This window comes from Xanthomonas bonasiae, assembly GCF_014836395.1.
Taxonomy (GTDB): domain Bacteria; phylum Pseudomonadota; class Gammaproteobacteria; order Xanthomonadales; family Xanthomonadaceae; genus Xanthomonas_A; species Xanthomonas_A bonasiae.
The window spans coordinates 79,815-94,954 of record NZ_JACSQX010000010.1; the positions used below are offsets into that span (position 1 = coordinate 79,815).

General features: G+C 71.6%; 12 protein-coding genes. 6 read left to right on the plus strand and 6 right to left on the minus strand.

Annotated features, from left to right (window positions below):
• The first annotated feature begins 151 nt into the window (after positions 1-151).
• The gene (locus H9658_RS16660; RefSeq protein WP_225210055.1) at positions 152-1,321 is read left to right on the plus strand and encodes an XAC2610-related protein; all 1,170 of its coding nucleotides are present in this window, start codon (positions 152-154) and stop codon (positions 1,319-1,321) included.
• A 339-nt stretch (positions 1,322-1,660) separates the two neighbouring features.
• Here H9658_RS16660 and H9658_RS16665 read toward each other — a convergent pair whose 3' ends face one another.
• Positions 1,661-3,289, minus strand: coding sequence for a dihydroxyacetone kinase subunit DhaK (locus H9658_RS16665; protein ID WP_191826208.1), 1,629 nt, complete (start codon positions 3,287-3,289; stop codon positions 1,661-1,663).
• A 146-nt stretch (positions 3,290-3,435) separates the two neighbouring features.
• Between H9658_RS16665 and H9658_RS16670 the strand changes: the two genes are divergently transcribed.
• Complete coding sequence (locus H9658_RS16670; protein ID WP_191826209.1) at positions 3,436-4,341, plus strand: DUF808 domain-containing protein; 906 nt, start codon at positions 3,436-3,438, stop codon at positions 4,339-4,341.
• A gap of 94 nt (positions 4,342-4,435) precedes the next feature.
• On the opposite strand, the gene H9658_RS16675 is transcribed toward H9658_RS16670, so the two are convergent.
• Both H9658_RS16675 and H9658_RS16680 read right to left on the minus strand, forming a co-directional pair.
• Entirely contained in the window at positions 4,436-6,046 is a 1,611-nt protein-coding gene (locus H9658_RS16675; protein ID WP_191826210.1) for a GGDEF domain-containing protein, read from the minus strand.
• Positions 6,047-6,473: 427 nt separating this feature from the next.
• Complete coding sequence (locus H9658_RS16680) at positions 6,474-7,400, minus strand: carbohydrate kinase family protein (protein WP_191826211.1); 927 nt, start codon at positions 7,398-7,400, stop codon at positions 6,474-6,476.
• Positions 7,401-7,781: 381 nt separating this feature from the next.
• Between H9658_RS16680 and H9658_RS16685 the strand changes: the two genes are divergently transcribed.
• Positions 7,782-8,417, plus strand: coding sequence for a Rossmann-fold NAD(P)-binding domain-containing protein (locus H9658_RS16685; protein ID WP_191826212.1), 636 nt, complete (start codon positions 7,782-7,784; stop codon positions 8,415-8,417).
• Between the two features lie 489 nt (positions 8,418-8,906).
• Here H9658_RS16685 and H9658_RS16690 read toward each other — a convergent pair whose 3' ends face one another.
• Entirely contained in the window at positions 8,907-9,668 is a 762-nt protein-coding gene (locus H9658_RS16690; RefSeq protein WP_191826213.1) for an SDR family NAD(P)-dependent oxidoreductase, read from the minus strand.
• A 198-nt stretch (positions 9,669-9,866) separates the two neighbouring features.
• On the opposite strand from H9658_RS16690, the gene H9658_RS16695 reads away from it, so the two are divergent.
• A complete protein-coding gene (locus tag H9658_RS16695) occupies positions 9,867-10,190 on the plus strand; it encodes a DUF6172 family protein (RefSeq protein ID WP_009584587.1) in 324 nt (107 codons plus the stop codon).
• Positions 10,191-10,450: 260 nt separating this feature from the next.
• On the opposite strand, the gene H9658_RS16700 is transcribed toward H9658_RS16695, so the two are convergent.
• Positions 10,451-11,719, minus strand: coding sequence for a DEAD/DEAH box helicase (locus H9658_RS16700; protein WP_191826214.1), 1,269 nt, complete (start codon positions 11,717-11,719; stop codon positions 10,451-10,453).
• Between the two features lie 185 nt (positions 11,720-11,904).
• Here H9658_RS16700 and H9658_RS16705 point away from each other — a divergent pair, with 185 nt between their 5' ends.
• Positions 11,905-12,174, plus strand: coding sequence for a hypothetical protein (locus H9658_RS16705; RefSeq protein WP_191826215.1), 270 nt, complete (start codon positions 11,905-11,907; stop codon positions 12,172-12,174).
• On the opposite strand, the gene H9658_RS16710 is transcribed toward H9658_RS16705, so the two are convergent.
• Entirely contained in the window at positions 12,146-13,720 is a 1,575-nt protein-coding gene (locus H9658_RS16710; protein ID WP_191826216.1) for a M4 family metallopeptidase, read from the minus strand. The genes H9658_RS16705 and H9658_RS16710 overlap by 29 nt on opposite strands.
• Positions 13,721-14,428: 708 nt before the next feature.
• On the opposite strand from H9658_RS16710, the gene H9658_RS16715 reads away from it, so the two are divergent.
• The gene (locus H9658_RS16715; RefSeq protein ID WP_191826217.1) at positions 14,429-15,121 is read left to right on the plus strand and encodes a hypothetical protein; all 693 of its coding nucleotides are present in this window, start codon (positions 14,429-14,431) and stop codon (positions 15,119-15,121) included.
• The last annotated feature ends 19 nt before the right edge of the window (positions 15,122-15,140 follow it).

Consider the following 15,140-nt stretch of genomic DNA (forward strand, 5'->3'; position numbering starts at 1 on the left):
TGGCCAGTGTGGCCGGGGCGGGGTCGTCGCCCGGTGAATCCGCCGGCGGTGCGGCGGCATTGGCGACCGGGGCGGCGTGTGCCGGCGCAAGTGCGGCGGCTGCTCTAGACTTCCGCGTCCAGGCACAGGCTGCCGCTACCCAGGATTCGTCATGCTGTTTCCCTCCGCGCGCGCCATTCCCGTACCCATGCGTGCCGTGTGGCGCTGCGGCCTGGTCTTGCTGGGGGCGCTGGTGTCGGCGACGGCGGCAGCGGAGACGGATCGCCATGCCGACGAGGGTTTCGACGCGCAGGCGTTCGCCGGCAGCGAACACGTCACCTACAAGGTCCAGGATTTTTCCGACCGCTACCGGGCGACGCTGGAGGTGGAGGCGAACGAGGAGGTGTTCCGCCCCGGCATCATTCGTGTGTTCGGGCGCGGCGGCACCACGCCGCTGATCGAGGTGGCTTCGCCCGAACTGGTGCTGGACACCGACGCCAAAGGCGGCAAGGTCAAGGCCAACGTGCACGAACTGCCGTACGGCGAGCAGAGCGTGCTGATCTACGACGATTTCAATTTCGACGGGATCAAGGACCTGGCGCTGATGGACGGGCAGAACAGCTGCTACCACGGCCCGTCGTACCAGGTGTACCTGGGTACCGCCGATGGCTTCGCGCCGAGCCCGGAGTTCACCGAACTGGCGCAGAGCAATTGCGGCCTGTTCCAGGTGGATGCGAAGGCGCGCGAGATCCACACCATGACCAAGGATGGCTGCTGCTGGCACCAATTCGCGGTGTACACGGTGCGCGACGGCAAGCCGTTGCTGCAGCGCGAGCTGGTCGACGACGCCAGGGCCGAGGGGCCGGGATTGACCCAGGAAACGCGCTACCGCGACCAGGGCGGCAAGCGCGTGGCGCAGGAGCACTACCTGTGGGACGAGGAGGGCGGCACGGCGCTGGGCACCCGCAAGATCCTGCTCGAATTCCGCCTGGCGCCGTCCGGCAAGCGCATCGTGGTGTTCGCCAACGATGGCGATGGCGCGTCCGGCACGCCGTACTACGCGGCGATCGGCGCGCAGCAGCAGGTGGAGCTGCTGTATCCGGATGGCGAGGAGGAAACCTTCGCCTACGATGCCGTGCGGCACACGCTGAGCTTCGCCCGCGCCGCCACCACCTACCGCATCGTCGGCGACGCCAAGGGCGTGCCGCAGCGGATGGAGGTGGTCGTGCACGGCAAGACCCAGCCGTTGGCGCTGCAGCCCGGTTCGGCGCATGGATCGCTGCAGGCGGTGGCGCAAGCGCTGCGGGCTGCGGAGGCTGCGGAGGCTGCCGCGGCGCAGTAGCATCGGCGCGGCGCCCGCGGCACGCACGCACCGCAGTTCCTTGTAGGAGCGGCTTCAGCCGCGACAGGTAGTCTCCGTAGAGCGTGTCGCGGCTGAAACCGCTCCTACAAAAAAAACGGCAGCGTTGGCCTCAGGTCGCGAAGCCGCCGCGCTTCCCGGCTCCGTTCGTCGCGACTGAAGTCGCTCCCACAGAGACCTGCCGTGCGCCTGGTGGGTGCACTGTGGGAGGGACTTCAGTCCCGACTGCGTCCGAGGTCAGACAACGGGCCAGCTCCGCTCGTGGCGGTTGAAACCGCTCCTACAGGTTCGCGCCCGTCTGGCAGAGGGCGCTCCCGGCGGTCACCGGCCCCACGCCGCGAAGGCGCGCGCCACCGCCTCGGCGCCTGGATCGACCACGCCGCGCAGCGCGTCCGCCGGCACCGCGGCCGAGCGGCCGGCGCGGGCCTGGCTCAGTTGCGCGGTGGCATCGGCGCCGGCACGTGCCGCGCGCGCCGCGTCGTCGGTGCCGCCGCCGCGCGCCAGGGCCTCCAGCGCCGGCAGCAGCGCGTCGAGCATGGTCCGGTCGCCGCGCTGCGCGCCGCCGTAGTGCTGCATCCGCGCCACGCCGGCCTGCAGCGCCGGCACCCAGCCGTGCCCGGCCCCCAGTTCGGTCGCGGCGGTGGTGAACAGGATCGACAGCAGCACGCCACTGGAACCGCCCATGCTGCGTTCGATCGCCGCTGCCAGGCCGTGCGCCAACGGTGCGGCCGCGCCGGTCGCCAGCGCATCCTCGTCCAGCGCCTGCTGCAGGGCGCGGGCGCCGGCGGCGAAGGTGCTGCCGGCATCGCCGTCGCCGGTCTGCGCGTCGAGCGCGTCCAGCTCCGCCTGCGCGCCGATCAGCGCCTGCGCGACCCGCGCCAGGGCCGCGCCGCGTTGCGGGTCGCGGGCGCCGTGCCGGTGCGCGTCGCCGTGCGACAACGCCGGGGTGAAGTGGATGGGCGCGTGCGGCACGCGCACGCCGGGCCAGCCCAGGGTCTGCACCGGCGCGCGCAGTGCGGCGAGCACGTCGGCGTCGGCCGGCGCCAGGGTGATCGAGAAGCCATGCATGTCCATCGAGGTCATCAGCGCTGCCGGCAGCGTCATCAACGCGATCCGCTCGGTGCCGATGCGCTGCAATGCCAGCCGGGTCAGCACGCCCAGTTCCTGGGTGGAGCAGCCACCCAGGTCGTTGAGCATCAGCAGCAGCGGCGCGTCGGCGCCGTAGCGCGCATCGGCCTGCGCCAGCAGCGGCTCCAGCACCAGCGCCAGCGCCTCTTCGACCGCGGCCGGCTGCACCTTGCGCGTGCCCGGCTCGTTGTGGATGCCCAGGCCCAGCTCCGGCGCGCGGCGGCCGGCGTGCTGGCCCGGCACGGTGCAGCTGGACAGGGCCATGCCCAGCGACAGCAGGCGGTCGGCGAAGGCCTGGCCGCGCCGGGCCAGCTCGGCCAGCGGCACGCCTTCGCGGGCCAGGTGGCCGACGTACTTGTGCACCAGCACCGTGCCGGCGATGCCGCGCGGCTGTGCGGCGTCGGGCAGGGCGATGTCGTCGGCGACCAGCACGCTGGCCACGTCGATGCCTTCGGCGCGGGCGCGCTCGGCGGCCAGGCCGAAGTTGAGCCGGTCGCCGGTGTAGTTCTTGATCACCAGCAGCACCCCGGGCGCGTCGGCGCAGGCGCGGATCGCGGCCAGCACCGCCTCCACCCCCGGCGAGGCGAACAGGTCGCCGGCGATGGCGCCGCTGAGCATGCCCGGGCCGACGAAGCCGGCATGCGCCGGCTCGTGACCGGCGCCGCCGCCGGACAGCACCGCGACCTGGGCGGGATCGCGCTCGGCCTGCAGCACGATGCGGGTGCCGCTGGCGGGGTCCGAGCGCAGCAGCGGTTGCAGCGCGGCGACGGCGTCGAGCACGTCGTCGACGATCGCGCGCGGGGCGGTGAGGAACTGGTCCATGGGTCTCCTTCGCGGCAGCAGGGGGCTGCCGCGCACGGTAGCCGAGCCGGCGTTATGCGCGGTTGAGGCCGGGGGCGGCAGCGCTCACGCACCGGGCGCGCGGAATCGGCGAGAATCGCCGTTCATCCCCCCGAATGGAATCCCGCATGGCCGGCGCCAGCCTGTTCACCCTGCTCGACGATATCGCCTCGCTGCTCGACGACGTGTCGATCCTGACCAAGGTGGCGGCGAAGAAGACCGCCGGCGTGCTCGGCGACGACCTGGCGCTGAACGCGCAGCAGGTCACCGGGGTCAACGCCGACCGCGAGTTGCCGGTGGTGTGGGCGGTGGCCAAGGGTTCGCTGCTCAACAAGGCGATCCTGGTGCCGGCGGCGCTGGCGATCAGCGCCTGGCTGCCGTGGGCGATCACCCCGCTGATGATGATCGGTGGCGCGTTCCTGTGCTTCGAGGGCGTGGAGAAGCTGGCGCACCGCTTCCTGCATTCCAAGGACGAGGACGCACAGCGCCATGCGCAGCAGCTGCAGGCGCTGGCCGACGCGAAGGTGGACGTGGTCGCGCTGGAAAAGGACAAGATCAAGGGTGCGATCCGCACCGATTTCATCCTCTCCGCGGAGATCATCGTGCTGTCGCTGGGCGTGGTCGCCGGAGTGCCGTTCTCCCAGCAGATCATGGTGCTGGTGGCGATCGCCCTGGCGATGACGGTCGGCGTGTACGGCCTGGTTGCCGGCATCGTCAAGCTCGACGACCTGGGCCTGTACCTGACCCGCAAGGGCGCCGCCGCCGCGGCGATCGGCCGCGGCATCCTGTGGCTGGCGCCGTGGCTGATGCGGGTGCTGTCGATCGCCGGCACCGCGGCGATGTTCCTGGTCGGCGGCGGCATCCTGGTGCACAGCATCGGCCCGCTGCACCACGCCCTCGAAGGCATCGCGCCGCAGGGCGCCTGGGGCAGCGTGGTGCTCAACCTGGGCAACGCGCTGGTCGGCATCGTCGCCGGCGCGCTGGTGCTGGGGGCTGTGGTGCTGTTTCAGAAGCTGCGGAAAGGCCGGGAGTAGGGATTCGGGATTGGGGATTCGCAACAGCGGAGCGCTCGCTTTTGCCAATCCCGAATCCCCAATCCCCAATCCCGTGCAGGCGCATGCGCCGGCACTAATCCGCCGAAACCACCCGGTTCTTGCCCGCCTTCTTGGCCTCGTACAGGGCGCGGTCGGCGCGCTTGACCAGCACGTCCTGGGTCTCGCCGGCGCGGCGCATCGCCACCCCGGCGCTGAAGCTGACGAACACGCGTTGGTCCTCGTGCACCACCGCGCGCTGGGCCAGCGCGCGCTGCACCCGGGTCACCGCCGCGGACGCTTCGAAGATGGTGCAGTCGGGCATCAGCAGCAGGAATTCCTCGCCGCCGTAGCGGGCGATCGCATCGCTGCCGCGCAGCGTGGTGCGCGCCACCTCGACCACGTGGCGCAGCGCGGCGTCGCCGCCGGGATGGCCGTAGGTCTCATTGAGCTTGCGGAAATCGTCCAGGTCCAGCATCGCCACGCACAGCGGCTGCGCACTGCGCTCGGTGCGCGCCAGTTCGCGCACGAACAGCTCGTCCAGCCCGCGCCGGTTGAGGGCGCCGGTGAGCTGGTCGACCCGCACCAGCCCGCTGACGTCCTGCAGTTCCTGTTCCAGGCGCAGGATGCGCTGCTCGGCCGCGTCCACTTCCTGGCGCGCGGCGATCAGGTGGTCGCGCGCGCGCAGCGCCTGCTGCTGCACGTGGCCGGTGTCCTGCAGCACTTCCTGCAGCAGGCGGTTGAGGTCGGCGATGCTGCGCGCGTCGCGGATGGTCTGCGAGTAGTCGGCGATGCGGTCGTGGAACTCGCTGGTGCTGATCGCCATGCCGTCCAGGTTCTCGACGAAGGACACCATCATGTCCTTCATCGCCTCCTTGGATTCGGCGATGCCCTGCTTCAGCAGGCCCTGCTTGTAGATCACCTCGCGCAGGCTGCCGCGCGCTTCCTCGATCGAATAGCGGTCCAGCGGGCCGCTGATCATGTCGCGTACCACCGCGATCTGGCCCTGCAGCCAGCTGGTGTCGTCGAGCAGTTCGCCGACGTTTTCCAGCAGCAGGTCGAACAGGCCCAGCAACAGCGTCTGCTGCTCCTGGCTGTCGCTGGCGCGCAGCGCGATCTGGTGGCACAGCTCGCGCACGCGCTGCGCCACCGGCTCCAGCGGCAGGCCCGGGCGCCATTGGCGCAGCGCCTCGCCGGTGGCCTCCGATTCGTTGGCCAGTTCCGGCAGGTTGTGCAGCAGCGAGGCCAGCGCGCCGGCGACCGCCTGGCGCAGCAGGTCGCGCAGGCGTTCGGGGTCGCTGGGCCCGGCCAGCGGATCGCCGACGTCGATGGTGCGGATGTATTTGTCGATCAGCTGGCGCAGCGCGCGGCCGTAGCTGGGCCAGTCGCCGCTGGCGGCGGCCGATTGCAGGCGCCGGCCCATGTCGCCGAGTTCGCCGTGCAGGCCGGCCATGCCGTCGGCGAAGGCGACCAGCAGTTCCAGCGGCTGGTGGGCGTGGTTGAACAGGCGGATCAGCGCCGCGGTGGCCGCGGCCGGATCGGCGTGCTCGCCCGGCGCCGCAGGCGCGGCACCATGGCCATGCGCACGGGCATGGCCATGTCCGCGTGGCGCCACCGCAGAGGTGGCCGGCGCCGCCGGTTCACGGCGACGCGGCGACAACAGCTTGCGCAGTCCGCCGACGGGTGGCTCGTCGCGTTGATCCGGCATGCGGATGCTTCCTCCCAATAGAACGCACCGCCCCGCCGCAACCGCGGCGCCCATGACGACACTCAGGAACAGGATATCGGCGCTGGCGGCGTGCGCTTGAGCCGGCGGCGGACGCCCTACCATCGCCCCGGCGTGGGTGGATGTCCACTTGCCCGCGTTCTTGCCGCGCATGCGGCCAAGCGCCGCCGGCCGATCCCACATCGCGCCGCTCCTGCGCGTGCACGAGGCAGGGGCGGCGGGAACGCGTGGAAATGCCAACGCCCGGGCGGCGACGTAGCGCCGCGGGCGCGCAGCCGGCGCGGCCTGGCGGGGTGCGGCGGTCGGGTGCCGGCCGGTGCCTGACCGCCCGTCGGGCGCTGCACCGTGCAGCACGGGCTGGCGCCCCGAACAGACCCCAAGCGACCTGCTCGGGGTTCGATGACGCGCCCTAGAGTGCGGCGCGGACCTCGTCCAGGCTGGGCGGGTTGGCGCCGGCGCGGGTGCAGTTGATCGCCGCCGCGGCCACGCAGAAGTCCAGCAGGCGCTGCAGCGCCGGTGCCGACGGGTCCAGCGCGGCGAGCGCGGCCAGGTCGGGCAGCTGGTGCAGCAGCGCGGCCTGGAAGCTGTCGCCGGCGCCGACGGTATCGGCGACCTGTACCGCGCGGCCGGCCACGCGCGCCTCGGCGTCGCCGCGCCAGGCCACCGCGCCGTCGCCGCCCAGGGTCATCACCACCAGCGACGGACCCTGTTGCAGCCAGCTGCGCGCGACCGCGAACGGGTCCTGCTGCGGATACAGCAGCTCAATGTCTTCCTGGCTCACCTTGACCACGTGCGCCAGCGCGATCCAGCGCGCCAGCCGTGCGCGCCACACCGCCATGTCCGGTTCCACCGTCGGCCGCACGTTCGGATCCAGCGAGATCAGCCGTTGCGCGCGTTCGCGCTCGGCCAGGGCCTGGAAGGTGCTGGCGGTGGTCTCGGCGACCAGGGTGTAGGAGCCGAAATGCAGGCCGCCGACCGTGGCGTCGAGCGCCGGCAGGTCGGCCGCGGTCAGCGCGCGGTCGGCGCAGCCGGTGCCGTAGAACGAATAGTTGGGCACGCCCTGCGCGTCCAGCGCGACCATCACCAGGGTGGTCGCCTCGCGCTTGTCGATGCAGTGCTGCAGCGCCACGCCTTCGCGTTCCAGGGTGCTGCGCAGCTGGCGGCCGAGCGGATCGGTGGACAGGCCGGTGAACAGCGCCGACGGCGTGCCGAGCCGGGCCAGGCCGATCGCCACGTTGAACGGCGAGCCGCCCTGGCGCGCGGTCATGCCGACCGAGGTGCCGGCATAGCCGTCGATGAAGATGTCGTACAGGGCCTCTCCACACACCACGAACATCGAACGGCTCCTCGGTTGGCTGCAGCGGCGCCGGCGCGGCGCGATGGGCGGCTATTGTGGCGTACAAGCCGCAGCGCGGCGACCAGGTGCGGCGCCGCGGGATCGGGGCGCTTGCGCACGCACGCTGCCTTGGTGTCGGAGGGTGCGAGGCCGCGCCCGTACCCTCATCCGCGCCTGCGGGGCACCTTTCCCCGAAAAGGGGGGCCATGGTCCCGATGGGAGAAGGAACAGCCGTTAGCCCCTCTCCCACCTCGAGCGGGGTGGACGGCCGCGAAGCGCCTCATGGATCTGTAAGCCGGCCGCAGGCGCCGTGCCGACAGCGCCTTGCCGCCGCGCCTGCGATAGTCGCCGCTTCCCTCGCCAGCCTCCAAGGACGCCCCGATGAAGATCCTGCTCGCCGGTGCCACCGGCCTGGTCGGCTCGCATGTGCTGGCGCAGTTGCTTGCCGCGCCGGAGTGCAGCGCGGTGATCGCGCCGACCCGGCGCGCGCTGGATGTCGCGCACGCCAAGCTGGACAACCCGTTGGTCGACTTCGCGCAATTGCCGGCGCAGGCGCCGTGGTGGCAGGCCGACGCGGCGATCTGCGCGCTCGGCACCACGATGAAGCAGGCCGGCTCGCGCGAGGCGTTCCGTCGCGTCGATCACGCCTATCCGCTGGCGATCGCGCGGCTGGCGCGGCAGCACGGCGCCACCGCGTTCGCGCTGAATTCGGCATTCGGCGCCGATCCGCGCTCGCGCCTGTTCTACAACCGGGTCAAGGGCGAACTGGAGCGCGACCTGCAGGCGCTGGGCTATCCGTCGCTCGCGTTGGTGCGCCCGGGCCTGATCGGCGGCGAGCGCGCGCAACCGCGCGCGGCCGAGCGCGCCGCTGCCGTCGTGCTCGGGATGCTCGGGCCGCTGCTGCCGCGGCGCTACCGGATCAACCCCGCCGAACGCATCGCCGCCGCGCTGGTCGAACACGCCCTGCATCCGCGCGCCGGGGTGCAGGTGGTGGACGCGGCGCAGCTGGCGGAATGATCGTGGCTGCGGAACCGGTCGGAACTGACGGCCCACGGTCACCCGGAGTTCCTTCCGCAATGCACTCGGCAAACCGTGGCACGCCCCTGCGGTAGCGACTCCGTGTGGCCTATCCCGATCGCGTGAATAGGCCCTGGTGCGTGTCATCGCTTCCCGAACAGGTTGCGTCGCGCTTGCGCGCCCCCGGCGCTACGTCGTCGCCCGGGCTGGAGCATGTTCCGCGCTGTCTCGCTCTTCTTTGCCTCGTGCATACGCAAGCGCGGCGCGATCTGCTTGGGGGTGGATGACACGCCCCCGGGCCATCAGTGGCGGCGAACGAAGCGGTGGACCTGCCGATTCCAGGCAGCGCCGGGGCCGATCCCGAAAGGGGGGGGCAAGTGCCCTCCTCCAGTGGTTCAGCCAACTCCGAAGCGCGGTTGGAGCGCAATGCTCAGCGCGATCGCGCGCCCGCTCCACGATTCCCCATTCCCCATTTCCGGCTTTTACCCTTCAGGCGCCCAGCGACTGCCCGCCGTCCACCGCCAGCACCTGCCCGGTGATCCAGCGCGCCTGCGGCGAGGCCAGGAACACGGCGGCGTTGCTGACGTCCTCGAGCGCGCCGAAGTCGCCGAACGGAATGGCGGCACGGATGCGCCGGTACAGCTCCGGCTGCTGCGCGCGGCGCTGGTCCCACAGCCCGCCGGGGAATTCGATCGAGCCGGGCGCGATCGCGTTGACCCGGATCCGTTCGCGCGCCAGTTCCGCGGCCAGGGTGGTCGTGTAGTAGTTCAGCGCGGCCTTGGCCGCCGAGTACGCCGGCACCCGCGGCGTCGGCCGCAGCGCGTTGATCGAGCTGATGTTGAGGATGCAGGCGCGGTGGCTGGCGCGCAGCAGCGGCAGCGCGGCGCGGTTGCAGCGCACCGCGGCCATCAGGTCGATGTCGAACCCGGCCTGCCAGCTGGCGTCGTCGTCGCCATGGCCGTAGCCGGAGGCGTTGTTGACCATCACGTCGATGCCGCCCAGGGTGTCGGCCGCGTGCGCCACCCAGCGCTGGATCTGAGCCGGATCGGCCAGGTCGCAGGTCAGCCGCGACACCGGATGGCCGTGGCGCAGCAACTGCTCGGCCGCCTCGGCCAGGCCGGCGGGATTGCGCGCGCAGATCGCCAGCGCGGCGCCCCGGCGGGCGAAGGCGTCGGCGATCGCCAGGCCGATGCCGCGGCTGGCGCCGGCGACAAGGATGCGGTAGCCCGCGAAGGCGGAAGGGTCGGTCATCGGCAACTCCTGCGGCGGCGCCGGCATGCGCCGGGCACCGATTATCGGCCAATCCGCAGCGCGGGGCCGGGTTCTGGCACCATGGCGGCCCGCCGCGCATGCAGGCGGCCGGCCGCAGGCCTGCCCGCGCGCCGCGGCCCGCGGCCAGCGCCGCGCATGCCGGCCGCCGCGTTCCCTCTTTTCAGGATCCTCCCCGCAGTGAAGAAGACCTACCAGCTCCGCATCGAAGGCAAGCACCCCGACCGCCTGCTCGACGCCAGCAAGCACGACATCCGCAAGTACATCCGCCGCGAACGCCGCAAGACCTTGCCGGCCGGCGCCGACTACTGGGACTTCGACACGCTGTTCGGCGCCGAGGAAGCCAGTGCCGCGGTGGTGCCGCCGGCCGAGCTGCTGCGTTCGATCGACGCGTTGGTCGCCACGGGCGGCACCCAGTTCTACGTGGAAATCCGCAGCAAGCCGGGCAAGCGCACGCCGCGACCGCAGGGCGATGCGGCCGTGGCCGATCCGTTCGACGATTGAGCGTGGGCGGCGCCGCTCCCTGCCGGAGCGGAGGCGGGTGGCCTTCGGGCCATCGGTCGCGCTGATCGATGCGGGGGCGTTCGGCTGGTGTCGCGGCTGAAGCCGCTCCTACAGTGACGCCGGCCAGCTCCTGTAGGAGCGGCTTCAGCCGCGACCGACAGGATCGGCGCGCGCAATGCATCGGATCGCTCGCAACCGCCACTGCGCGCAATAGCGCACGCATCTCGCGTTACCGGCCGCGACCAGCGCCGCAAACGCGGTCACTCCTTCGCAGGCAGCGCGCCGCCCTGCGCGGTCGCCGCGCGCAGCTTGTCCTTCTTGCTCGGGCGCTTGCCCTTGATGCCGCCGGTCTGCGGCGCTGCCGCGGCGGCGGGCGCGGCCGTCTGCGTCGGTTCGAAACCGGCGACGCGCTCGCGCGGCACGCGCAGCTGTTGGCGCTTTTCGATCAGGCGCAGGTGCGCTTCGCTGGCCGCGTCGACGAAGCTCACTGCCAGGCCGTCGGCGCCGGCGCGCCCGGTGCGGCCGATGCGGTGGGTGTAGTCGGCGGTGGCGCGCGGCAGGTCGTAGTTGACCACCACCGGCAGCTGCGCGATGTCCAAGCCGCGTGCGGCCACGTCGGTGGCGACCAGGACCTGCACCTGGCCGCTCCTGAAGCCGGCCAGCGCCTGGTTGCGGCGGCCCTGGCTCAGCTCGCCATGGAACGGCTGCGCCAGCACGCCGGCCTTGCCGAGCTTCTCGGCCAGGTTGTCGGCGCCGCGCTGGCTAGCCACGAACACCAGCGCCTGCGGCCAGGCCTCGCTGTGCAGCAGGTGCCGCAGCAGCGCGGTGCGCTGCGCGCTGTCGACCTCGATCGCGCGCTGGCGGATCGTCGCCGGGGCCGCGGCGGCCGCGTCCTCGCCGATGCGCCGGGGTCCGCGCAGCAGGCGCCGCGCCAGCACCTCCACTTCGGCCGGGAAAGTGGCCGAGAACAGCAGGGTCTGCCGGCGCCGCGGCAGCAACGCCAGGATCCGGCCCAGTTCTTCTTCGAACCCCAGCGCCAGCAGGCGGTCGGCTTCGTCCAGCACCAAGGTGCCTACCGCGCCCAGATCCACGGCGTTGTGCGCGACCAGGTCGAGCAGCCGGCCCGGGGTGGCCACGACGATGTCGGCGCCGCCGCGCAGCTTCAGCATCTGCGGATTGATCGAGGCGCCGCCGGCGACGGTCGCCACCTTGACGCGCCGCGGCAGGTAGCGGCCCAGCGCCTGCAGGGTGTCGCCGACCTGCGCGGCCAGCTCGCGGGTCGGCACCAGCACCAGGCCGCGCACGCGGCGGCTGGCCGGCGCCAGCGCCGCGCGCTGCAGCAGCGGCAGCGCGAACGCGGCGGTCTTGCCCGAGCCGGTCGCGGCGCAGGCCAGCAGGTCGTCGCCGCGCAGGATCGGCGCGATCGCTTGTGCCTGGATCGCGGTGGGCGCGGTATAGCCGGCGGCGTCGAGCGCGCGGGAGAACGCGGGCAGCAGCTCGGGGGCGAGGCCCAGCGTGGCGAATGGCATGCAACGAGGTCCGGAAGGAGGGCGGCGGAACCGATGCCGTCGCGGTGCTCCGCGGCGGACGTAGCCGCGCAGCCTACCCGCAGCCGCACGCCTATGCGAGGCGTACGCGCCTGCGGATGTCCGATTGCCACCATTGGAGAGACGTTCGGTCAGGGCAGCGGACAGCTGCGGCATGCCCTGGCGTCATGCGCGAAGCGGTCGCGATCGCCGCCGCTGCAGCCAAGGCGACGCGGCGCACTGAAAACCTGGTGGCGTGCTTGATCGCTGCCGAACCGGCCGAGTGCGGCAACGCCGTGCGCCGGCGCCTCGCCATGCGCAGCGGCGATAGCGCGGTGCGCGGACTTGCGTGCAAGGCCGCGTTGCCACGCCGCCGCACGGCCATCCTGTCCGGGATGGCCGTGCGGCGGGCAGTGCCGGTCGCCGCGCTTACTGGCAGGTCACGCCGACCGCACTGAACGCGGCGGTCACCGCTGCTACCGAGCGGCCGAGGTCGCTGGCCGCGGTGCGCACGCCGCAGGCGCCGCTGTTGAAGCTGGTGCTCGGGGTCCAGTACAGGCGGTTGGCGCGGGCGAACACCTCGAAGGCGGTGCGCGTGTTCCAGCCGGAGGTGGTGGCCAGCTTGTAGAACGCCTTGTTGTAGACGCCGGAGGAGTAGTGCACGTCCAGCCCGCTGCGGTAGTTGGCGGCGTTGTCGATCGAGGAACCGTCCTGCGGCGGATTGGCCATGTAGCGCAGCGCGCCGTTGGACTTGAAGATCTCCGGGCCGACCAGGAAATCGTTGCTGCCCTTGAGGTAGTACTCGGTCGCCTCGCCGGCGATGTCCGAATACGCCTCATTGATGCCGCCGGACTGGCCGGAATAGGTGAGGCCGGAATTCTGTTCGGTGAAGCCGTGCGAGACCTCGTGGCCGGCGACGTCGATGCTGACCAGCGGATAGAAGCGGGTGTTGCCGTCGCCGAAGGTCATCGTCGAGCCGTTCCAGAACGCGTTCTCGTAGCGCGTGCTGTAGTGCACCCGCATCACCAGCTGGAAGCTCAGCGGCGCCACGCCGGCATAGGCGCGGTACATCTTCTCGATGATGCCGCCGAAGTAGTGCGCGTCGTTGATCGGCGAATAGGCGCCGTTGATGGCCTTGTAGGTGTTGCGCGGGCAGGCGAACTGGTAGGCGGTGCTGCCGGAGGTGCCGCCGTTGAGGTTCACCGACTTGACCGTGCTGTTCTGCATGCGGCAGCTGTCGTCCACCTCGAGGAAGCCGTGGATGCTGCCGCTGGTGCCGTATTCGTACTGCCCGGTCTTGGCGTTGCCGCCGGGGCCGGTGGCGTCGCGGGTGGTCAGGCCGTCCCACTGCCGCAGGATCGCGCCGCTGCGCGCATCGACGATCACGAACGGCCGGGTCGGCGCGCCGCCCTGCGGCGCATCGGCGAAGAACGACACCACGTAGGCCATGTGCGCGCGGTCGTCGTCGTCCAGGTAGATCATCTGCGGCGCCTGCGCGCGCTCGATGCGGCGCGCGGCCAGCGCATCGCCAAGCGCGGCGCGCTTGGCCACGTCCAGTGCACGGTTGGCCGGCAGCAACGCGCTGGCCGCCGCGGTGGTCGTGGCCGGCAGCTCGCTGGCCAGGCCCGCCACCGAGCGTCCGAACAGGCTGCGCACGCTGCCGTCGCTGCGCTCGCTGACCACGACGTGTTCGCCCCAGATCGGCACGCCGCGGAAGGTCTGCTGGTAGCGGCTGTGCACGGTGCCGTCGTCGTCGGTGCTGCTGCTCAGCAGGCTCAGCGCGGACTCGGCATCCAGGCCGATCAGTTCGGCATGGCGCACCGCGGCCGCGGCGGGCACGCCGCCCAGGCTGGTGGTGGCGGCCTTGTACTGCACGTTGAGCGTGCCGAGATCCTTGCCGTGCAGGTCCACGCGCTCGGCGGCCGTGGCGGAGGCGGCGGCGAGGGCGAGCAGCAACGGCGACAGCAGCGCGAGCGGGCGGTGGCGGCGGATGGACTGGGGCATCTTCGAGTTCCTCGCAAGTGATAGGGAATGTCGTGCCGGCGCGGCTGCGCATGGCGGCCACGGGTGGTTGCGGTTGTGTGCGGAAGTGCGTCGGCGTTGCGGCCAATGGCGCGGTGCCGTCCCCCTGGCAACGACCATAACGACGCGGTTACGGGCCGTGGTAGACAGCGTTTGTTCAGGCGTTCGATTTGGGATGGGAAGCTGGATGTGCGACTCGCGCACGCGCGCCAGGGCGCTACGCCGCATGGCGCTGCGTGCGGAGCGGGTGGCGTCGACGGTGTGGGCTGCGACTGCGCCAAACGCACATAAAGGTTAGTGCGTACAAGCACTGAAAAAGATAATCGGGCTGCCTTTCGTCCGTATGGGAGGTGCTGCCGGCAGGAGCGCAAGCAGCGCTGCAGCGGAGCGGGGCGAGCCTTGGGGAAGTCGAGAAAACGTGCGAAAAATCAGCCGTTTTACAGCGAATTTCGCGCAGTGCGGAAGCTTGATTTGCGTACTTTCGCGTACTGTAAAACGCTGGCGTACGGCCTTCGCGGTGGGAGTGCAGTTAATCGGTAGACATGGGCGATCCAAAATGCGTGGCAAGTCACTGTTGGGACCATTGGCGATTGCCGCCGCGAACGCCGGATTGCTATATATCGGCCGCATTTCGTCGGTGCGTTGCTGGTGCCGACGCGTGTCTTTCCTTCCCCCGGGGATCGCAACGCCATGACCTCTTCGCTCCTGCGGCCGATCTCGGCTGCATTCGCCGCGGCGGTACGCGGGTCCCGGCCGCGGCGTTCGTCCGTCGCCGCGGCGCGCCATCGCCTGCGTGGCTGCCTCGCGCGCCGCGTGCTGGGGATGGCGTTTGCCGCGGTCGTGCTGGCCGCGCCGCCGCTGTCGGCGCAGGCGCCGGATATCCGGGCGCTGCGGCAGGCGGCCACCGGCGCGCGTTTCAGCTTCGGTCATTCCACCTATCGGCTGATCCCTGGCGCGGTGGTGCGACTGCGTGCCGACGCTGGCCTGCGCGATCGGCGCAGGGTGCCTGCCGCCGACGGGGTGGTGGCGCAGATCGGTCCGTACGCGATCCTGCTCGGGCGCGATGCGCGCAACGCGGCGCCGGTACCACGCGATCCGTCCAGGCAGGACGAACGGCTGGCCGCGGCGATCAACGAGCTGACCGAGCAGACCGTGCTGGTCGCGCCCAAGCTCAAGCTGTTCGGGACCACGCCAGCCGTGGTCGAAGCGCTGGCGCACAGGACCGGCGGCACCCTGGTCTACGCCTCGGCGATCGACGGCAGCGCGGTGATCGGCTACGGCTCGGTCGAGGCCGCGCATGCGGCGCTGGTGCAGTTGCAGCAGGCCCGCGGCGTGGCCGAGGTGGCGCTGCAGGTGATCCAGGCCTTCGACGAGCGCAACTGATGGGGGCAGCGGCCCCCCC